18 protein-coding genes and 1 pseudogene are annotated in these 20,219 nt (G+C 71.6%); 5 read left to right on the plus strand and 14 right to left on the minus strand.

Features of this window, described 5'->3' with window-relative positions; all coding sequences use genetic code 11:
• Positions 1–146: 146 nt before the first annotated feature.
• On the plus strand, positions 147–1,517 hold the full coding sequence (locus BU197_RS06565) for an FAD-dependent oxidoreductase (protein WP_188267246.1): 1,371 nt from the start codon (positions 147–149) through the stop codon (positions 1,515–1,517).
• Positions 1,518–1,676: 159 nt separating this feature from the next.
• Here BU197_RS06565 and BU197_RS06570 read toward each other — a convergent pair whose 3' ends face one another.
• The 3 genes from BU197_RS06570 to leuA all read right to left on the minus strand — a co-directional run bounded on the left by BU197_RS06570 (position 1,677) and on the right by leuA (position 5,912).
• Complete coding sequence (locus tag BU197_RS06570; protein ID WP_188267247.1) at positions 1,677–2,369, minus strand: TerB family tellurite resistance protein; 693 nt, start codon at positions 2,367–2,369, stop codon at positions 1,677–1,679.
• Positions 2,370–2,490: 121 nt separating this feature from the next.
• Positions 2,491–3,855, minus strand: a complete 1,365-nt coding sequence (locus BU197_RS06575; protein ID WP_188267248.1) for a choice-of-anchor A family protein — start codon at positions 3,853–3,855, stop codon at positions 2,491–2,493.
• Between the two features lie 293 nt (positions 3,856–4,148).
• The gene (gene leuA / locus BU197_RS06580; RefSeq protein WP_188267249.1) at positions 4,149–5,912 is read right to left on the minus strand and encodes a 2-isopropylmalate synthase; all 1,764 of its coding nucleotides are present in this window, start codon (positions 5,910–5,912) and stop codon (positions 4,149–4,151) included.
• Between the two features lie 320 nt (positions 5,913–6,232).
• On the opposite strand from leuA, the gene BU197_RS06585 reads away from it, so the two are divergent.
• Together BU197_RS06585 and BU197_RS06590 are read left to right on the plus strand one after the other, a co-directional pair.
• The gene (locus BU197_RS06585; RefSeq protein WP_188267250.1) at positions 6,233–7,279 is read left to right on the plus strand and encodes a M4 family metallopeptidase; all 1,047 of its coding nucleotides are present in this window, start codon (positions 6,233–6,235) and stop codon (positions 7,277–7,279) included.
• A 21-nt stretch (positions 7,280–7,300) separates the two neighbouring features.
• Positions 7,301–7,564 (plus strand): protealysin inhibitor emfourin, encoded by a 264-nt coding sequence (locus BU197_RS06590; RefSeq protein ID WP_188267251.1) that lies wholly within the window; start codon positions 7,301–7,303, stop codon positions 7,562–7,564.
• A 76-nt stretch (positions 7,565–7,640) separates the two neighbouring features.
• Here the strand turns inward: BU197_RS06590 and era are convergent, their stop codons facing one another.
• From era to BU197_RS06620, 6 genes are all read right to left on the minus strand, one after another.
• Positions 7,641–8,591, minus strand: coding sequence for a GTPase Era (gene era / locus BU197_RS06595; protein ID WP_123452163.1), 951 nt, complete (start codon positions 8,589–8,591; stop codon positions 7,641–7,643).
• Between the two features lie 29 nt (positions 8,592–8,620).
• Positions 8,621–9,589 carry a WxL protein peptidoglycan domain-containing protein gene (locus BU197_RS06600; RefSeq protein WP_188267279.1) on the minus strand — a complete coding sequence of 323 codons (969 nt, stop codon included), beginning with the start codon at positions 9,587–9,589 and terminating at the stop codon, positions 8,621–8,623.
• A 243-nt stretch (positions 9,590–9,832) separates the two neighbouring features.
• Positions 9,833–11,173, minus strand: coding sequence for a beta-xylosidase (locus tag BU197_RS06605; protein ID WP_188267252.1), 1,341 nt, complete (start codon positions 11,171–11,173; stop codon positions 9,833–9,835).
• A 206-nt stretch (positions 11,174–11,379) separates the two neighbouring features.
• A complete protein-coding gene (locus tag BU197_RS06610) occupies positions 11,380–11,859 on the minus strand; it encodes a hypothetical protein (RefSeq protein WP_188267253.1) in 480 nt (159 codons plus the stop codon).
• A gap of 264 nt (positions 11,860–12,123) precedes the next feature.
• Positions 12,124–12,486, minus strand: coding sequence for a cytidine deaminase (locus BU197_RS06615; protein WP_188267254.1), 363 nt, complete (start codon positions 12,484–12,486; stop codon positions 12,124–12,126).
• 93 nt (positions 12,487–12,579) lie between these two features.
• On the minus strand, positions 12,580–13,401 hold the full coding sequence (locus tag BU197_RS06620) for a helix-turn-helix transcriptional regulator (RefSeq protein ID WP_223183347.1): 822 nt from the start codon (positions 13,399–13,401) through the stop codon (positions 12,580–12,582).
• Between the two features lie 190 nt (positions 13,402–13,591).
• Here BU197_RS06620 and BU197_RS06625 point away from each other — a divergent pair, with 190 nt between their 5' ends.
• Positions 13,592–14,992 (plus strand): MFS transporter, encoded by a 1,401-nt coding sequence (locus BU197_RS06625; RefSeq protein ID WP_188267256.1) that lies wholly within the window; start codon positions 13,592–13,594, stop codon positions 14,990–14,992.
• Between the two features lies 1 nt (position 14,993).
• On the opposite strand, the gene BU197_RS06630 is transcribed toward BU197_RS06625, so the two are convergent.
• From BU197_RS06630 to BU197_RS06650, 5 genes are all read right to left on the minus strand, one after another.
• Complete coding sequence (locus tag BU197_RS06630) at positions 14,994–15,347, minus strand: MmcQ/YjbR family DNA-binding protein (protein ID WP_188267257.1); 354 nt, start codon at positions 15,345–15,347, stop codon at positions 14,994–14,996.
• On the minus strand, positions 15,344–16,639 hold the full coding sequence (locus BU197_RS06635) for a hemolysin family protein (RefSeq protein ID WP_188267258.1): 1,296 nt from the start codon (positions 16,637–16,639) through the stop codon (positions 15,344–15,346). The genes BU197_RS06630 and BU197_RS06635 overlap by 4 nt, the downstream gene beginning before the upstream one ends.
• 4 nt (positions 16,640–16,643) lie before the next feature.
• Positions 16,644–17,141, minus strand: coding sequence for an rRNA maturation RNase YbeY (ybeY, locus tag BU197_RS06640; protein WP_188267259.1), 498 nt, complete (start codon positions 17,139–17,141; stop codon positions 16,644–16,646).
• A 12-nt stretch (positions 17,142–17,153) separates the two neighbouring features.
• Positions 17,154–18,188, minus strand: coding sequence for a PhoH family protein (locus BU197_RS06645; RefSeq protein ID WP_188267260.1), 1,035 nt, complete (start codon positions 18,186–18,188; stop codon positions 17,154–17,156).
• A gap of 175 nt (positions 18,189–18,363) precedes the next feature.
• The gene (locus BU197_RS06650; RefSeq protein ID WP_188267261.1) at positions 18,364–19,479 is read right to left on the minus strand and encodes a carbohydrate kinase family protein; all 1,116 of its coding nucleotides are present in this window, start codon (positions 19,477–19,479) and stop codon (positions 18,364–18,366) included.
• 269 nt (positions 19,480–19,748) lie between these two features.
• On the opposite strand from BU197_RS06650, the pseudogene BU197_RS06655 reads away from it, so the two are divergent.
• Positions 19,749–20,219 (plus strand): annotated as a pseudogene (locus BU197_RS06655) (MFS transporter); the annotation flags it as partial.

The raw sequence follows: 20,219 nt of genomic DNA on the forward strand, positions 1-20,219 counted from the left end.
AGCGCTTAGGTTACCTTGGGGAAGTCATAAGATCGCCTTATGGGTCCATAGGTCAGGGGCGGGTACCGTCCTCGACCCGGCATTATTTAGGGTGGCCTAAGTGTCGGCGGCTTCGCCGCCACGTCGTTTGCGAAGGGAACCCAGTCATGCCCCGCCCCCTCCGGGTCGCGATCGTCGGCGCCGGCCCTGCCGGAATCTACGCCGCCGACGCGCTGCTGAAGTCCGCGGCCGCCGCCGAGCCGGGCGTGTCCATCGACCTCTTCGAGCGGATGCCCGCCCCCTTCGGTCTCATCCGCTACGGCGTCGCCCCCGACCACCCCCGCATCAAGGGCATCATCACCGCCCTCCACCAGGTCCTCGACAAGCCGCAGGTGCGCCTCTTCGGCAACATCGACTACGGCACCGACGTGCACCTGGACGATCTGCGCGCCTTCTACGACGCCGTGATCTTCTCCACCGGCGCGATGGCCGACCGCCCGCTGAGCATCCCGGGCGTGGAGCTGGACGGCTCGTACGGCGCCGCCGACTTCGCCTCCTGGTACGACGGCCACCCCGACGTCCCGCGCACCTGGCCGCTCGAAGCGGAGAAGGTCGCCGTCCTCGGCGTGGGCAACGTGGCCCTCGACATCGCCCGCATCCTCGCCAAGACCGCCGAGGAGCTGCTGCCGACCGAGATCCCGGCCAACGTCCACGAGGGCCTCAGGGCCAACAAGGCCGTCGAGATCCACGTCTTCGGCCGTCGCGGTCCGGCCCAGGCCAAGTTCAGCCCCATGGAGCTGCGCGAGCTGGACCACTCGCCGAACATCGAGGTCATCGTCAACCCCGAGGACATCGACTACGACGAGGGCTCGATCGCCGAGCGGCGCAAGAACAAGCAGACCGACATGGTCGCCAAGACCCTGGAGAACTGGGCGATCCGCGATGTCGGCGACCGCCCGCACAAGCTCTTCCTGCACTTCTTCGAGTCGCCCGTCGAGATCCTCGGCGAGGACGGCCGGGTCGTCGGTCTGCGCACCGAGCGCACCGGGCTGGACGGCACGGGGAACGTGAAGGGCACCGGCGCCACCACCGACTGGGACGTCAGTGCGGTCTACCGCGCGGTCGGCTACCTCTCCGACGAGCTGCCCAAGCTGCCCTGGGACACCGCGAGCGGCACCGTCCCCGACCAGGGCGGCCGGGTCGTGGAGGAGACCGGCGAGCACATGGCCTCCACCTATGTCACCGGCTGGATCCGGCGCGGTCCGGTCGGCCTCATCGGCCACACCAAGGGCGACGCCAACGAGACCGTGGCGAACCTCCTGGACGACTTCGCCCACGGACGCCTGCTGACCCCCGACGCCCCGGAGGAGGACGCCGTGGTGGCCTTCCTGAAGGCCCAGGGGCTCACGTACACGACGTGGGAGGGCTGGTACGCCCTGGACGCGGCGGAGAAGGCGCTCGGCGAGCCGCAGGGCCGCGAGCGCGTGAAGATCGTCGAGCGCGAGGACATGCTGCGCGCGAGCGGCGCCATCGGCTGACGGCCCCGGCACGGCCGACGGCTCCGGCCCCCGCCCCGCCTCCTCCGGGAGGACGGGGCGGGGGCCGGAGCCGTCACGCGTTTCTTCACACGGTCGTACGAACCAAGCCCCAAGTCCCTCCATACGGGCCGGGGTTCACGGCACCGTACGGGCCGGGGTTCACGGCACCGTACGGGCCGAGGCGAGGAGGCGGGCCACGTCGCCGGGGTCCAGGGCGAGGGCGGTGCCCACGGTGGCCAGGACCTCCCGCTCGGAGGGGGTGTAGGCCCCGTCGGCGAGGGCGATCCTGGCGGCCTGGAGCAGGATCGCCTCGCGCCCGGCGGCGGCCAGATGCGGGGCGAGCGGCTCCAGGGCCTCGTGCAGCTCGATCGCGAGGAGCGCCCCCTCGGGGTTCACCTCGGGCATGAAGCGGCCCGTGTCGGCCTCCAGGGCCTCCACCAGGTCGACGAGTTGGGCGGCCGTGCACTCGGCGAAGCCGGCGGACCTGACCGCGTCGACGGCCCGGTCCAGGGCCTCGCGCGAGTCGGTGCCGCCGGCCGCGAGCACCGCCAGGGCGACGGTGTGCACGGCGTCCCTGAGCATCGCGGCGAAGCGGCCGGTCGTCGGGGAGTCGAGCACCTCCGTGCCGAAGTGCGTGTGGCAGGCGGCGCATTCGACGACGGGGCCCGTACAGCCCCGGGGCAGGACCGGGACGCCGAGGACGGCGAACCGGCGGCGGCCGGTGCGCCGCCGGTAGTTGCGGTCGCCCCCGCACTCCTCGCAGAAGAACTCGCCGTCTCCGACGGTGTTCCAGGAGGTACGGATTCCGCAGACGCCCACTTTTCCACCACGTGAATTCCGGGCAGACCGCACACGCACCTCCTCGACGGCCCGGCTGCACTGCCGGTGTTGGCGTGATGTTAGCCACATCCTCGATGTGGCGTCAGCACCCCGTCAGCACTTCGCCGTGGAGATGGCCGAGACGCGCCTTCGTTCAGGAGGTGCGGCGGCGGTACTTCGCGAAGCCCAGGAAGCCTCCGCCGACGACGACCGCGGCGGCCGCGACGCCGATCACGACGGGTCCGACGGACGAACCGGTCGAGGCGAGGTCACCCTCGGGGGTGGCGGACGGCGCCTCGGTGGGCGTCGCGGCCGGGGCCGGGGCGGACTCGGTCTCCTCCGGCGTGCCGGGGGTGGCCGGGCTGGACGGGGAGGCGGAGCCGCTGGGCGACTCGGTGGCGCCCGGCGTCTCGCCGCCCTCGCTGGGGGTGGCCCCGGGGACGGGCTCGGAGGTGGTGGCCGAGGGGGTGGGGGCGGGGGTCTCGGTCGGCTTGGGGGTCTCCGGGGTGATGACCGGGCCGGGGGTGACCTTGCCGGGGAGGCAGCCGGTGAAGTTCATCTGGTGCGTCTCGGCGCCGGGGATGGTCTTCAGGGTCTCGGCGATGACGGAGCCGTTGACGTGCCCGGGGCCGTAGCCGCCCTCGCTGCCCATGGAGACGGTGGCGTTGGGCGCGAAGATCGTGCCCGGCCACGAGGAGTAGTTCTTCTTCACGGTCTCGGCCTGCGGGAAGTTCCAGAGCAGCTTGGAGCGGACCTGCTTGAAGGCGGCGCTGCCGGAGTTGTAGTCGTCCTGGACGTAGCCGTTGGACTGCTCGTCCCAGATCCACACGCCGTAGGTGGGCTTGGCCTGCATGTTGTACGAGCCGCCGAGGACGTTCACCAGGGTGGAGGAACCGGCCGGGACCTTGATCGAGATGGCGCCGGCCTTCTCCAGGTCGGCGGCGTTGATCGCGAAGACGTTCAGCTTGGCGTCGGTGCCGGTGAGGAAGACGCCCTGCTCGCTCGCGGAGACCTCGCCGTTGGGCTTGACGCCCGCCCAGCCCGCGGAGAGGACCCGCAGCCCGGCGAACTCCTTGCCGAAGTCGATCGGCGAGGGGCCTTCCTTGACCTTGTTGCCGTCGACGCCGAAGCCCTGGCCCTGGGTCGCGCGGTTGACGACCTTGCGGGCGATGCCGGTGCCGTTGTCGAGGACGACGCCGTTCGCGTAGAGCGTGCCGCCGACGACGAGGCTGCGGCCGTCGGGCAGTTGGGCGAGGTCGGCGGCGGTCAGCTGGTGGCCGATGGAGAAGCCCGAGGGCCGCTTGGGGTCACCGAAGGTGGCGTCGCCGCCGACGGCGACCGCGCCCTCGGAGTCCGAGTGGCGGACGGAGTCCTTCTCGACGAACTCGGCGTAGTGGCCGGCGATGCCGAGTGGATTCGTCACGCACTCCGTCGTGGTCGTGGCGGAAGCCACGGGGGCCCAGGTGAGGGCGGCGCCTGTAACGGCGAGAACGGCGGCCACGGCAGCGGTCGTGCGCATAACGAAACTCCAGGTCAGGGAGATTACGGGGAGGGCGCGTGGGGGGGCGTGGGGAATGTCCATGGGGGACGGACAGACCTTCCGCCACGCCTTGATCTACCGTCAACTCGCCCCATACAGGAGCCAATCCGCCTTGATCGGACGTTCCTCCTTAAGGAAGCCTGAAACAGTGACGCACTTCACACGTGTCGCTGCCCCGTATCTCACGGAGAGGTACGGGGCAGCGACGGTGGGGTGGTGAATTCAGTTGGTACCAACGGGTAGTAACCGGTTTCAGCGACTACCCGCAGCGATCATCGAGCGGAGCGGTTCACCGCCGAGACGACCGCCTTCAGGGAGGCGCGGGTGGTGTTGGCGTCGATGCCGATGCCCCACAGGACCTGGCCGTCGATGGCGCACTCGATGTAGGAGGCGGCCTGCGCGGAGGCGCCCTCGCTCATGGTGTGCTCCTGGTAGTCCAGCAGCCGGGCGTCGACGCCGACCTCCTGGAGCGCGGCGAAGAAGGCGGAGATGGGGCCGTTGCCGGAGCCCGTCAGGACGGTCTCCACGCCGTCCACGACCGCCTCGACGGTCAGCGTGTCCGTGCCGTCGGTGTCGGAGGTGCTCTGCCCCGAGCGCAGCTGCACCCGGCCCCAGGCGTTCTCCGGGTTGGGCAGGTACTCGTCCTGGAAGACGGCCCAGATCGCCGCCGGGGTGACCTCGCCGCCCTCGGTGTCGGTCTTCTGCTGGATGATCCGCGAGAACTCGATCTGCATCCGGCGCGGCAGGTCCAGCTTGTGGTCGTTCTTCAGGACGTACGCGATGCCGCCCTTGCCGGACTGGGAGTTGACCCGGATGACGGCCTCGTAGGAGCGTCCGACGTCCTTGGGGTCGATCGGCAGATACGGCACGGCCCACTCGATCTCGTCGACGGTCCTGCCCTGGGCGGCGGCGTCCGCCTCCATGGCGTCGAAACCCTTCTTGATGGCGTCCTGGTGGGAGCCGGAGAAGGCGGTGTAGACCAGGTCGCCCGCGTAGGGGTGGCGCGGGTGGACCTCCATCTGGTTGCAGTACTCGCTGGTGCGGCGGATCTCGTCGATCTGCGAGAAGTCGATCTGCGGGTCGACGCCCTGGCTGAACAGGTTCATGCCCAGGGTCACCAGGTCGACGTTGCCGGTCCGCTCGCCCTGCCCGAACAGGCAGCCCTCGACGCGGTCGGCGCCGGCCATCAGCGCCAGCTCGGCGGCGGCCACGGCCGTGCCCCGGTCGTTGTGCGGGTGCACCGACAGGCAGACGTACTCCCGGCGGGTCAGGTTCCGGGACATCCACTCGAAGCGGTCCGCGTGGGTGGAGGGCGTCGAACGCTCCACGGTGGCGGGCAGGTTGAGGATGATCTCGCGGTCCGGGCCCGGCTGCCACACGTCGCAGACGGCCTCGCAGACCTCCAGGGCGAAGTCCAGCTCGGTGTCGGTGAAGATCTCCGGGCTGTACTGGTAGCCGAAGGCCGTCTCCGGGCCCAGCAGCTTCTCCGCGTACTCCATCACCAGCCGCGTGCCGTCCACGGCGATCTGCTTGATCTGCTCCTTCGAGCCCCGGAAGACGACCCGGCGGAAGGTGGGCGCGGTGGCGTTGTACAGGTGCACGGTGGCGCGCCTGGCGCCGACCAGGGACTCCACGGTCCGTTCGATCAGGTCCTCGCGGGCCTGGGTCAGTACGGAGATGGTGACGTCCTCCGGGATCGCGCCCTCCTCGATGATCGAGCGGACGAAGGCGAAGTCGGTCTCGCCGGAGGACGGGAAGCCGACCTCGATCTCCTTGTAGCCCATCCGGACCAGCAGATCGAACATCTCGCGCTTGCGGGCCGGGCTCATCGGGTCGATCAGGGCCTGGTTGCCGTCGCGCAGGTCGGTGGAGAGCCAGCGGGGGGCCCGGGTGATCCGCTGCTCGGGCCAGGTGCGGTCGGGGATCTCGACGGCCTCGTACCGGCCGTACTTGTGGATCGGCATCCCGGACGGCTTCTGCGGGCGCGTCGCGTTGGTGACGGGCGTGGGACGGCCGATGAACGGGGACTGGGACATCGCGTTGGGCTCCTCGGTGCGGCGGAGATTCCCCCCAGTCCCTCGAAACGGGACTCGGGGAGGCCGACTGTCGAACGCAACACCAGGTCCCGCGGGGAGGGGGTCGGCCTACGACTACAGGCCCTCGCCGCGGCAGCTAAGGAGAAGCAGCCCGAAACGCATGATGGGCGGCAGCCTAGCGGAGGTCGGCGGAGACGGACGTCGCGTTTCAGTATGCGGGACGGGGTGTTCGTCAAGGCCGAACAGTGATGCATCACTCCATTTCGCCAATCCTCGTCCCATCCCGTGACAGTGCGCTCACGCGGTGCCACATTGCGAGCATGACACCCCAGAGGCCTGTCTTCTGCTCGATCGTCCCCCCGCACCTGCTGGAACACCTCTCGCGCTCCAGCGATCCCGAGGTCGCCGCGGTCGCCCGGCGCACCCTCGTCGCCGACGCCTCCGCCCGTACCTTCCGGGGTCTGCCGCCCTCGGCAGCGGTCCTCGGTGCCGACGCCGCCGGACATCCGCACCGCACCATCCACGACTGCAAGCACCGCACCACCCTCCCCGGCACCAAGGTCCGGGGCGAGGGCGACGCCGCCTCCGCCGACGCCACCGTCAACCGGGCGTACGCCGGTCTCGGCGCCACGTTCGACCTCTACCTCAACGCCTACGGGCACGACTCCATCGACGGCGCGGGACTCCCGCTGAACGCCTCCGTCCACTACGACCGGAACTACGGCAACGCGTTCTGGAACGGCGAGCAGATGGTGTTCGGCGACGGGGACGGGGCGATCTTCCTCGACTTCACCCTCCCGGTGGACGTCATCGGCCACGAACTCACCCACGGCTTCACCCAGTACGGGGCGAACCTGGAGTACTACGGCCAGTCCGGCGCCCTCAACGAGTCCGTCTCCGACGTCTTCGGCGTCCTGGTGAAGCAGCACGCCCTCGGCCAGAGCGCCGAGCAGGCGGACTGGCTCATCGGCGAGGGGCTCTTCGGCCCCGACGTGGAGGGGACGGCGCTGCGCTCCATGAAGGCGCCGGGCACCGCGTACGACGACGACGTCCTCGGCAAGGACCCGCAGCCCGGCCACATGGACGACTACGTCCGCACCAGCCGGGACAACGGCGGCGTCCACATCAACTCCGGCATCCCCAACCACGCCTTCTACCTGGCCGCCACCGAACTCGGCGGCAACGCCTGGGAGCGGGCCGGGCAGATCTGGTACGACGTGATGACCAACGGGTCGCTCGCTCCCGAGGCCCGGTTCACCGAGTTCGCGGCGGCCACCGTCGCGGCGGCGCGGGCCCGGTACGGCGACGGGGCGGAGATCCAGGCCGTTCTGAAGGCCTGGTCCACGGTGGGCGTGCCGACCGGCTGATCCGGCTGGTAGACAGGTCCCATGCGGATTCGAGTGCGGCGCACAGGCGGTTTCGCGGGGATCGAGCGGTCGGCGGAGGTGGACACCTCCGGCCGGCCGGACGCCGAGGTCTGGCACGCCCTGGCCGGCGCGGTCCTCCGGGAGGGCGGCGACGGGGGCCGGGGCGTGCCGGACGGCTTCTCGTACGAGATCACCATCGACGGCACCACCGTGCGCTGCGGCGATCCGCGGCTCACGGACGACCAGAGGACCCTCGTCACGAGGGTCCTCAAGGAAGGCGCCTAGCCGGACCCTTCCGGCCGGGAGACCGGACGGAAGGGAAACGGGGCGGGCGAGCGGGGCGGGAAGCGGGGCGGTCGGGTCAGAAGCCGAGCTTCCGCAGCTGCTTGGGGTCCCGCTGCCAGTCCTTCGCGACCTTCACGTGCAGGTCGAGGAAGACCGGGGTGCCGAGCAGGGCCTCGATGTGCTTGCGGGACTTCATGCCGACCTCCTTGAGGCGGCTGCCCTTCGGGCCGATGATGATGCCCTTCTGGCTGGGGCGCTCGATGTACACGTTGGCGTGGATGTCGAGCAGCGGCCGGTCCGCCGGGCGGTTCTCGCGCGGGATCATCTCCTCGACGACCACGGCGATGGAGTGCGGCAGCTCGTCGCGGACGCCTTCGAGGGCCGCCTCGCGGATCAGCTCCGCGACCATGACCTGCTCCGGCTCGTCGGTGAGGTCGCCCTCGGGGTAGAGCGGCGGGGACTCGGGGAGCAGCGGGATCAGCAGATCGGCGACGAGCTGCACCTGCTTGTCGCCGACGGCCGAGACGGGCACGATCTGCGCCCACTCGATGCCCAGCTCCCGGCCGAGCTGGTCGATCGCGATCAGCTGTTCGGCGAGGGTCTTGGAGTCGACCAGGTCCGTCTTGGTGACGATCGCGACCTTGGGGGTCTTCTTGATCTCCGCGAGTTCCTTGGCGATGAACCGGTCACCCGGGCCCAGCTTCTGGTCGGCGGGCAGGCAGAAGCCGATCACGTCGACCTCGGCCCAGGTGGTGCGCACCACGTCGTTGAGCCGCTCGCCGAGGAGGGTGCGCGGCTTGTGGAGCCCGGGGGTGTCGACCAGGATCAGCTGGGCGTCCGGGCGGTGCACGATGCCCCGGACGGTGTGCCGGGTGGTCTGCGGCCGGTTCGAGGTGATGGCCACCTTCTGGCCGACCAGAGCGTTCGTGAGGGTGGACTTGCCCGCGTTGGGGCGGCCGACGAAGCAGGCGAAGCCGGCCCGGTGGACGGCTTCGGTTTCTTGGTTGCGAGCGCTCATGGGGGCCATTGTCCCCGATGAGCGGCCCCCGTACGCACTCAGTGCGCGCTCGCGGGTGCGCGGGGCGTCTCCGCCCGCCCGTCCGCCGGGTCCCGGCGGGCCGCCCGGCGCCGGAACCGGAGGGCGAGAAGCACCGCGACGGCCACCGTGAGGAGGAGGGCGGCGGCGGGCCAGGGCAGGGCGAGAAAGGTGACCGTGCCGGTCTCCCGTACGTCCTTGGCGGTGGCGGTGAGGGTGATCTCGCCCCGGTCGAACTGCGGGGAGCCCGTCCACCGCTCGGTGAGCCGGATCCGCTGCCGGGGCAGCAGCTCGGCGGGGACCTTCGCGAGGTCGCGGGCGAGCAGGGTGCGGCCGAAGAGCCCTTCGGCGCGGAGCGCGACCCGGGGGCTGAGGGTGACGTTGCCCCGGTTGTGCAGGGTGTACGAGAGGACGGCGCTTCCGGCACGGGTGCCGGGGACCAGCGGCCGGTCCTGTTCGAGGGTGACGTCCTCGACGGCGAGGGCGGGCACGGTCGGTCCGGTGACCCGCAGATAGACGCGGGCGGCGACGGCCCGCTGGACGCCGACGGCGACGGAGCCCGGCGCGCCGGGGCTGATCCGCTCGTCGAGGGCGACGAGGGCCCCCGGATGGTCGCCGGGGTCGGCGTCGGCGGGGACGGTCAGGGTGTAGGGGACGGTGACGGCGGAGCGGGGCGGGACGGTGACCCGGGTGCGGGCGGGTCTGATCCAGGCTCCGGTGCCGGTCTGCGTCTCCCGCTCCGTGCGGACGGCGAAGCCGCCGTCCCGGTCGGTGTTGTAGGCGTCGGCGCCGTAGAGCCGGAAGGTCAGCGGGGCGCTCGTCTTGTTGGTGACGGTGACCCGGTCGGTGACGGTGGTGCCCGGGTCGGCGGTCAGGAAGAAGTAGGGGCGGCTGCCGGGCTTGGCGGCCGTCGGATAGACGGCCCACTCGCCGTTCTCGGCCGCCCCGGCGTCCGCCGCGAACCCGAGGAGCAGAAGAAGCACGCTCAGGAGGAGGACGCAGGGCCTGGCGGGGTGGGCGCAGGGCTTGGCTCGGTGGGCGTACGGCCTGGCGGGATGGACGGACGGCTTGGCCTGGTGGGCGTACGGCTTCGCTCGGTGGACGGACGGCCTGGCCTGGTGGGCGTACGGCTTCGCTCGGTGGACGTGCGGTGCGGCGCGCACGGTGCGGGAACCCCCTGGGGTGCGGGTCGGCGGCGGGCCGGGCGGGTGCGCGCCCGGCCCGTCGCGGGGTCAGGACAGGGTGAGCGTGAGCACGCCCGCGTACGCGCCGGGCGCGGTGAACGCCGGTACGTCGAGGGAGAGACCCGCGTCGACGGTGAACTCGCCGCCGGTGACGGTGCCGTTCGGGGTGGTGGCGAGGGTGGCGCCGGAGCCGCCGACGGGGCCCGCCGAACCGGCCGCGCAGGTGCTGGGGCTGCCCGCCTTCGCGGTGCAGGACGGGGTCCAGCTGAGGTTTCCGGCGCCGATGGAGCCGCCGGGGCCGGTGAAGTCGGTGACCTTGCCGGTGAGGGACCATCCGGCGGGGCCGCCCCGGAAGTCCTTGACGGTCACCGTCTGGAGGCCGCCGGTGGCGGCGCCGCCGTGGCCGAAGTCGACGGCGGAGAGCCCGACGGCGTCCCCCGCCTGCGTCATGGACAGCTCGCCCGCCGTGACGGAGGCGCTGATCCGCTGGCTGCCCGGCGGCTGCGGGGTGTCGTCGACGACGGTGTACGCGGCCGGTCCCGCGCCCTTGTCGGCGTTCCAGGAGGCGCCCTCGTAGGCCACGATCCCGGTGGTCGCCGTGTCGTTGACCTTGAGGCGCGCGGCGAAGGAGCCTTCGCTGTCGGTGGTGACGGTCATCTTGTCGGCGGTCTCGGCGGCTCCGGCGCGTCCGACGACGGTGACGGCGGTGAGCGGGGTGAACCGGGAGCCGTTGACGGTGACCCGGACACCGGGGGCGCCGGAGGCCGTGTCGAGCTGGAGCGCCCGGGGGCTGGGGGTGGTCGCCGGGGTGGCGACGAGCGTCTCCGAGACGGGGGCGGGCGGGGTGAGGACCGTACAGGGGGTGTCCAGCTCCATGAGGTAGCTGGTGTGGATGTTGTAGTCGCCGGGCGAGAGGGTGATCGTGCCCGCCTTGGCGACCGTGAAGGTGCCGGTCATGGAGAAGGCGGGGAAGGAGCCCTTGCCGGGGACCGGGGGGTTCTTCCTGGGCCCGGTGACGGTGACGGAGCCGGACTGGGCGCCGCCGAGGGCGACCTTGCCGCTGGGGGTCATGATGTCGGCCGGGAGCGCGAGGTCGACCGGGTTGGACGCGGCGGGCTTGGCGACCGTGTAGGTGACCGTCACGGTGTCGCCGACCTTGGGGCGGCTCTTGTCGACCGAGATCGCGGCGGTGGTGGTGCCCTCGATGGGCGGGATGCCCGCGATCGGCGGCGGGACGCAGCGGGTGGGGAAGCCGACCTCGACGGAGGTACTGGTCGCTCCGGCGGGGGCGGCGAGCGCGCCGCCCCCGGCGACCGCGAGTGCGGTGGCGCCGAGGACGGCGGTCCAGCGCCGTCCTCGGACCGCCGCCCGGGTTCGGGTGAGTGCCATGGTGTGCCCCCTCCTGAGGAATGAGTGGGCGCCATTGACGGGTGCCGGTCGGAAGAAGTCAAGGCACACGGGAGACATTGCCTGATGGACCATCAGCTGCGGGCGGGGCCACTTGCCCGGTCTCTTCGCAGGTCACGGGTGGGTCTGCGCACGAAGGAGACCGGTACCGCCGGGGCGGCACCGGTCCGGGCCGGAGCGGGTCCGGCTCAGCTGAAGACGAACGGGCCCGGGGTCTGCGAGGTCACCGCGTCGCAGTTCACCGTGACCCCGAAGATCACCATCTTGAGGGCGACACCCGCGAAGTACGAGTTGAGGCTGTCGCCCGAGGCCACGGTCCCGGTCAGCGGGCCGATGACCACCGTCCCGCCCATCGGGAGCGCCGGGTTCTTCTTGCCGGTGAAGGCCCGGGTGCCGCCACCCGCCTTGGCCATCGTCAGCGTCGCGTTGATCTGGTCGACGCCGACCGCGAGCGGGGTCGTGATGCCGGAGGTGAGGGTGAAGGTCGCGGTCGTGCCGCTCTGGGTCGCGGTGAGGGTGGCGGGACCGCCGCCCCAGGTGCCGCAGTCGTACGAAGCCGAGGCCGAGCCCGGCGAGACGGCGGCGGCCGTCGGGGCGAAGGCGAGTGCGGTGGCGGCGAGACCACCGGCGAGGACCGCGACGGTCCCCAGGGTGCTGCTTCTTCTCATGACGGGTTCGAACCCCTTCCGATGACGAACGCAGGGGTGCGGGCGCTGCGTCAAGGACGGTGAATCTGACGGCCCATCGAACGAACCGGAGTTCATTGAGACGCAGACGGCCGGGGAAGGCAAGAGAAGGCGCGGTGATCCTTCACGAATACGCGAAGGGGAAGGCCCCGGCGCGCCGCCGGGCCCTTCCCCATCCTGCTCCCGGGGCTCGGCCCGCCCCTGGTCCTTCTTCCGTCTCCGGGGGCTCCGCCCGATTCCGGAGGCTCAGCCCGCCGTGACCGCCGCGCGCAGCTTTCCGTCCGGGCCCGCGAGGAGCACCGGGGTCTCCGGACCGCCCAGGTCCCGCACCGCCGCCCGGTCCTCCGCCGAGGCCTCCTCCGCGCTCGACACGACGGCCGCGGCCTCCAGGGACTGGGCGCCGCTGGCCACCGCCATGGCGACCGCCGTCCGCAGCGCGCTCAGCCGGAGGGACTCCAGCTCCACGGTCCCCGCCACATAGGTGCGCCCGGTCTCGTCGCGTACGGCGGCGCCCTCGGGCACCCCGTTGCGGGCGCGGGCGCTACGCGCCAGTGTGATGATCTTCAGGTCCTCGGCGCCGAGGTCGCCGTGCTCGCTGCTGAGTGTCATGCCCCTGAGCATAGGTCGGCCCCGGGACCAGGCCCGCGACCGGGTACACCGGCATCGAAGGCCGGACCACGACGGGGCCCGCGGCCCGGCGGCTCAGACCGCGACCGGGTACATGGCCCCGCGCCGTCCCTCCGGCGACGCCAGCCACTCCAGCTTTCCCGCCGTGTCCTCCTCCGCCAGCGGCGTATGGAGCACGATCACCAGATCGGGCCGGGCCGGGACCTTCAGCTGGGTCGCCTCCAACACCAGCGCGCCGACCAGCGGATGCTCCAGCTCCTTGCGGTTCTGGCCGCCGGGCCGGACGTCCTGCCGCTCCCACAGCTCCGTGAAATCGGGGCTCAGCGCCTTCAGGTCCTCGACCACCACCCGGAAGCCCTCGTCCTCCGGGGACTCCGAGCAGGCCGAACGGAACTGCGCGACGACCTTCGGCGCGAGCGCCGACCACTGGCCCAGACGCGTCCGGTACAGCGGATCGGTGAAGAAGTTCCGCAGACAGTTCTGCGAGGTCCCCGGCCGCATCCCGAACACGACCGCCGCCGCGTCGTTGTACAGGATCGTGTTCCAGTAGATGTCCATGATCTGCGCGGGGAACGGCATCCACGCGTCGATCATCCGCCGCAGCCCCGCGCACATGTCCCGGTCCTCCGGCGCGGTCACCGGGGCCGGCGGGTTCAGCGCCGCCAGGACGTACAGATGGCGCCGCTCCGCCGGGCTCAGCCGCAGCACCCGCGCCACCGAGTCGAGCACCTGCGGCGAGACCGTGATGTCCCGCCCCTGTTCGAGCCACTGGTACCAGGAGACGCCGACGCCCGCGAGGACCGCGACCTCCTCCCGGCGCAGCCCCGGCGTACGGCGCCGCGCGCCACCGTCCGGCAGCCCCGCCTCGGCCGGGCTCACCCGGGCCCTGCGGCTCATCAGAAACTCGCGAAGCTGAGCCAGCCGACGCTGCTTCGCCGTGGTGCTCTCCAACGTGGTGGCCACGTGTCCTTCATCCCTTCGGGGCCCTCGCGGTGCTGTCCGGTGGCCGCCGCCCGTGCCTGGTGGTGCGACCAACAGCATAAGTTCCCGCTCCCCAGCCTTGTTCCCGTGCGCCGAAGGTGGGGTCATGCCAACCCTGACCACCCCTCCCGGCGGCCTCGCCGCTCCGGCCGCTCCCCCGGCCATCGACGGCCGCACCCGGCTCATCCTCGTCGTGCTGTGCGCCGCCCAGTTCATGGTGTCGCTCGACTTCTCCGTACTGAACGTGGCCCTGCCCGTCCTCGGCTCCGACCTCGGTTTCGGGCAGTCCTCCCTCCAGTGGGCCATCACCGCCTTCGCCCTGCCCTCCGGCGGCTTCCTGCTCCTCTTCGGACGCGTCGGCGACCTCTACGGACGCAAGAGGCTGTTCCTCTCCGGGCTCGCGCTCTTCGGCGCCGCCTCGCTGCTCGCCACCCTCGCCTGGAGCCCGGCCGTCTTCCTCGCCGCCCGCGCCCTCCAGGGCATCGGCGCCGCCGCGATCGTGCCCACCGGCATGTCCCTGCTGACCACGACCTTCCCCGAGGGCCCGCTGCGCGACCGGGCGCTCGGCATCTCCGGCACCCTGCTCTCCCTCGGCTTCACCGTCGGCATGGTCCTCGGCGGCGTCATGACCGACACCCTCGGCTGGCGCTCCACCATGGGCCTGCTCACCCTCTTCAGCGTCATCGTGCTGCCGCTGGCCCCCGGTCTGCTCCCCGAGTCCCGCACCCCCGACCGGCCCCGGCTCGACGTGCCCGGCGCGCTGACCGTGACCGGCGGACTGCTCGCCCTGATCTACGCCCTGTCGACGGCCGCCGAGCGCGGCTTCGGCGGTACGGACGTCCTGGTCACCCTGGTGGCGGGCATACTCCTCCTCGCCCTCTTCGTGCGGGTCGAGTCCCGCGCGGCGGCCCCGCTGGTCTCGCTGCCGATGCTCCGGCGCGGCACGGTCGCCTTCGGCAACCTGGGCGGTCTGATCACCTTCTCGATGATGTCGACGATCGTCTTCGTCCTCACCCTGTACCTCCAGGAGACCCTGGGCCTCTCCGCCTTCGCGACCGGTCTGGTCTTCGGCGTGCAGGGCGTGGCGTCGGTGGCCGCCGGAATGCTGGCGCCCCGGGCCGTCGGCCGGTTCGGCGCCCGTCGCGTCCTCGTCGGCTCGCTCCTGCTCCAGGCCGTCATGACCGCCGCGCTGCTGGGGGTCGGCGAGGACTCGGGCGTGATGCTTGCGACCGTCGCCGTCTCGCTGGCCTCGGCGGGTCACCTCGGCTCGATCGTCTCGTACGGACTGACCGTCACCTCCGGCGTCCCCAACGAGGAGCAGGGTCTGGCCACCGGTCTGGTGACCACCACCCAGCAGGTCGGCCTCACCGTCGGCGTCCCGCTGCTCGGCGTCCTCGCCACCACCGGCGGAAACCTCTACGAGGGCGTCCGCACCGTCTTCGTCCTGGACGCGGCGATCCTGTTCGGCGCCGCGCTCCTGGTGGGGCTCGGACTGCGGCGCCGGTGACTCAGGGGTGGTCGAGGCGGAGCCGTACCGCCTTGGGGAGACCCGCGACCACCAGGTCGTACGAGTCCTCGACGAGCTCCCGGACCAGCCGGTCCGGGAGCTCTCCCACGCTCACCGTGTTCCAGTGCCGCTTGTTCATGTGATAGCCGGGGGCGATGCCCGGGTGCTCCTCGCGGAGCCGCAGCGCGTCGTCCGGATCGCACTTGAGGTTGACCCGCAGCGGCTCGGCGTCGAGCGACGAGAGCGCGAACATCTTCCCGGCGACCTTGAAGACGGAGGACTCGGGACCGAAGGGGAACTCCTCCGTCGCGTCGTTGAAGTCCAGGCAGAAGGCGCGCAGCTCGTCGGGGGTCACTTCGGGTTCTCCTCCTGGTCCAGCGGTTCCACGAGCACCGTGACGATCTTGTTCCGGCGGCCGGCCGGGGACTCGGCCGTCAGCCGCAGCGACCGCCCGTCCGGCAGCTCCACGACCGCCTTCGCGCCCGCGATCGGGACCCGCCCGAGCGCCTTGGCGAGCAGACCGCCGACGGTCTCCACGTCCTCGTCGTCGTACTCGTCGGGCCCCAGACCGTACAGCTCGCCCAGGTCGCCGATGTCGAGCCGGGCGGTCACCCGGTGCCGTCCCCCGCCGAGGTCCGTGACCGGCGGCAGCTCCCGGTCGTACTCGTCGGTGATCTCCCCGACGATCTCCTCCAGGATGTCCTCGATGGTGACGATGCCGGCCGTGCCGCCGTACTCGTCGACGACGACGGCGACATGGGTGCGCTCCTGCTGCATCTCGCGCAGCAGGTCACCGGCGTTCTTGGTGTCGGGCACGAAGGCCGCGGCCCGCATCGCCGTCGACACCAGGTCCGACTCGGACTCCCGGTTGACGTGCGTCTTGCGGACCAGGTCCTTCAGATAGACGATGCCGACGATGTCGTCCTCGTTCTCCCCGGTGACCGGGATGCGCGAGAAGCCGGAGCGCAGCGCGAGGGTGAGGGCCTGGCGGATCGTCTTGTACCGCTCGATGCAGACCAGATCGGTCCTGGGCACCATCACCTCGCGCACCAGGGTGTCGCCCAGCTCGAAGACGGAGTGCACCATACGGCGCTCCTCGTCCTCGATCAGCGACTCCCGCTCCGCGAGGTCCACCAGGGCCCGCAGCTCCGCCTCGGAGGCGAAGGGGCCCTTGCGGAAGCCCTTGCCGGGGGTGAGCGCGTTGCCGATGAGGATCAGCAGCTGCGGGATCGGGCCCATGACCCGGGCCAGCGGCAGCAGGACGTACGCGGCGGCGGTGGCCGTGTTCAGCGGGTGCTGGCGGCCGATCGTCCGGGGCGAGACGCCGACGGCCACATAGGAGACCAGGACCATCACGCCGATCGCGACGAGCAGCGCCTCCCAGGTCTCGGGAAGGGCTTCGAGGCAGGCGTACGTGACGAGGACCCCGGCCGCCATCTCGCAGGCGACGCGGACCAGCAGCGCCACGTTGAGGTAGCGGGTGGGGTCCGAGGTCACCTGGGCGAGCCGCTCGGCCCCGCGCCGCCCGGACCGTACGGCCTCGGCCGCGCGGAAACCGGAGACGCGGGCGAGACCCGCCTCGGCGCAGGCGGCCAGCCAGGCCACCACGACCAGGGCGACCGCGCCGAGGATCAGCGAGACGCTCATCGGGTCAGGAGACGGTCGGCGCGGGGGACGGGCCGGTGAGGCCCTTCTCCGCGCGCCAGCCGTCGACGATCGCCGCCTGGAGGCCGAACATCTCGGCCTTCTCGTCGGGCTCCTCGTGGTCGTACCCGAGGAGGTGCAGCACGCCGTGGACGGTGAGCAGCTGGAGCTCCTCGTCCATGGAGTGCTCCGTCGGCGCGTCCTTGCCCTGCTGGGTGGCGACCTCGGGGCAGAGCACGATGTCGCCGAGGAGGCCCTGCGGGGGCTCCTCGTCGTCCTTCACCGGCGGACGCAGCTCGTCCATCGGGAAGGACATGACGTCCGTCGGTCCGGGCAGGTCCATCCACTGGATGTGGAGCTGCTCCATGGCCTCCGCGTCCACCACGATCACCGAGAGTTCGGAGAGCGGGTGGATGCGCATCCGGGCCAGTGCGTAGCGGGCGATGTCGAGGATCGCCTGCTCGTCGACCTCGGTTCCGGACTCGTTGTTGACGTCGATCGACATGGTGCTCGTGTACTACTTCCCGTTGCGGCTGTCGTACTGCTCGTACGCGTCGACGATACGGCCGACGAGCCGGTGCCGGACGACATCCTGCGACGTGAGCGACGAGAAGGCGACGTCCGGAACCCCTTCCAGGATGTCGCGGACCTGCCGCAGTCCGCTCTTCGTCCCGTTCGGCAGGTCGACCTGGGTGATGTCACCGGTGATGACGATCTTGGAGTCGAAACCGAGGCGGGTGAGGAACATCTTCATCTGCTCGGAGCTCGTGTTCTGGGCTTCGTCGAGGATGATGAAGGCGTCGTTGAGGGTGCGACCCCTCATGTACGCCAGCGGCGCCACCTCGATCGTCCCGCTCGCCATCAGCTTGGGGATGGAGTCGGGGTCGATCATGTCGTGGAGCGCGTCGTACAGGGGGCGCAGGTACGGGTCGATCTTCTCGTAGAGGGTGCCGGGGAGGAAGCCGAGGCGTTCGCCCGCTTCCACGGCGGGGCGGGTCAGGATGATGCGGCTGACCTGCTTGGACTGGAGCGCCTGGACCGCCTTGGCCATGGCCAGGTAGGTCTTTCCGGTGCCGGCGGGGCCGATGCCGAAGACGATCGTGTGCTTGTCGATGGCGTCGACGTAGCGCTTCTGGTTGAGCGTCTTGGGGCGGATCGTGCGGCCCCGGTTGGAGAGGATGTTCTGGGTGAGCACCTCGGCGGGGGTCTCCCCGCCGTCACCCGATCCGTTCTCGTTCGCTCTGAGCATGCCGATCGAGCGTTCCACCGCGTCCTCCGTCATCGGCTGTCCGGTGCGGAGCACCAGCATCATCTCGTCGAACAGGCGCTGGACCAGGGCGACTTCCGCCGCTTCGCCGACCGCGCTGACCTGGTTGCCCCGGACGTGGATGTCGACCCGGGGGAAGGAGCGTTCGATCACGCGGAGCAGTGCGTCACCGGAGCCGAGGAGGCTCACCATCGGATGCTTGGCGGGGACGGTGAAGTGGGCGCGGGCCTGTCCGGGCGTCCCGTCCTGGGGCGATCCGTCGTGGGCTGTGGGTGTCTGAGTCATGGGCCGGCACAGTGGCCTGCGCATACCTCCCGTGCAGGGTTGTCGCCGCTCGACAACCTCTGGCCACCAAGCCTACGACTTGGGGGCCGGGAGCCCGTAGTGGTTTACGGGTTTAGCGGTCGAGCGGATTTCCGGCTCGGGCGATCGTCGGATGAACCCATGGGACCGGTGCCTGTCAGGCCGGGGCGGCGCGGAAGCCGATGGTGGGGACGGCCCTGCGCGGCGGCCAGGCGCGGGCCGGGGCGGGGAGGAGCCGTTCCAGGAAGGCGTAGCGGGCGCGCAGCAGCTCGGGGTCCTGTCCGGTGTGCCCCTGGGCGTACTGCCACCAGGCGGCGATCTCGTCCCAGGTGGGGGCGGAGAGCGAGCCGCCGAACTCCTGGACGGAGAGGGCCGCGGTGAGCCCGGCGAAGGCGAGCCGGTCGGCCAGCGGCCAGTCGGCGAGGGTGCCGGTGACGAATCCGGCGACGAAGACGTCCCCCGCGCCGGTCGGGTCGAGGGCGGAGACCTGGATGGCGGGGACCTCGGCGGTCTCGCCGGTGCCGCCGTCGACGGCGTAGGCGCCTTCGGAGCCGAGGGTGACGACGGCGTAGCGGACCTTGTCGGCGAGGGCGCGGGCGGCCGCCCGGGGGCAGTCGGTGCGGGTGTAGCGCATGGCCTCGGCCGCGTTGGGCAGGAAGGCCTCGCAGTGTTCGAGGTCGGTGAGGCCCTTGAGGTCCCAGTGGCCGGTGTCGTCCCAGCCGACGTCGGCGAAGACCTTGGCGCCGTTCCGGGCGGCCCGTGCGACCCATTCCTCGGGGCGACCGGGGACCAGGGAGGCGACGGCGGCGCGGGCGCGCGGCGGGTGGACGGGCACGCCGTCCGGGTCGGGGGCCTCGTGGCCGTGGGAGACCATCGTCCGCTCGCCCTCGTAGGCCATGGAGACGGTGACCGGGGAGTGCCAGCCGGGGACCGTGCGGGAGAGGGCGAGGTCGATGCCCTCGCCCTGTTCGAGGGCGTCCCAGCAGTACTCGCCGTAGTGGTCGTCGCCGAAGGCGGCGGCGAGGGAGGTGTGGAGGCCGAGGCGGGCGAGGGCGGTGGCCATGTTGGCGACGCCGCCGGGGCTCGATCCCATGCCCCGGGCCCAGGACTCGGTGCCCCGGACGGGGGCGCTGTCGAGGCCGGTGAAGATGATGTCGAGGAAGACGGTGCCGGTCAGGAAGACGTCACAGGAGGGGTCGGTGGGCTCGCGCAGGCACCCCAGCGGGTCGACCTCGGACTCGTGTCGCTGCTGCTCTCCCCTGGCTGTGGTCACGGCGGACTCCCGGTCGTGGTGCGGCGGATCGGCACCGTGGTGCCGATCCGGACAGTGTGCCCGATAGGGCTGGAGAGACGGGGGTGACACCGCAGGAACGTCACGGCGTACCCCGACGAACCCGACCCAAACTATTGGTGACCCACATCACAGGTCGAATCGGGGGGAACCGTCTTCTCCGCTTGCTCGGATGCTTGATACACATGGTGCCGCGAGCCCGTGGATGACCGGGCCCCGTCTCATTTCCCTGTTCAGTTCCTGGAACGCCCATGTCGTCGCGCCCGCGCGTCCCGGGGGCCCTCGTCGCCCTCGTCGCCCTCTTCACCGCCGGCTATCTCGCCCCGTATCTGCTGCCGACCGTCGTCGGACGGCTCTCCGCCGGGCTCGGCCTCACTCCCGCGCAAGCGGGCCTGGTCGGCTCGGTGCTCCTCCTCGGCTCCTCGTCCGCCGGCTTCACGCTCGCCGCGCGCGGGGAGCGGATCGCCCCGCGCCGGGCGGCCCGCGCGGGCCTCCTCGCGATGACGGTCGGTTACTCCGCCGCCGCCGCGACCGGCCTCGTGCCGCTGGTGATCGCGGGCTCGGTCCTCGGCGGGATCGGCTCCGGCACCGCGACGGCGGTGGCCGCCGCCGGGATCGCCGGGCAGCGCGACCCGCACCGCGCGGCCTCGGCCGGGCTGCTCACCGTCTCCGCCACGGCCGGGGCCCTCTATCTGACCCTGCCGCACCTGGCGGGCGGCCAC

The sequence above is a fragment of the Streptomyces sp. CBMA291 genome (assembly GCF_014596525.1).
Taxonomy (GTDB): domain Bacteria; phylum Actinomycetota; class Actinomycetes; order Streptomycetales; family Streptomycetaceae; genus Streptomyces.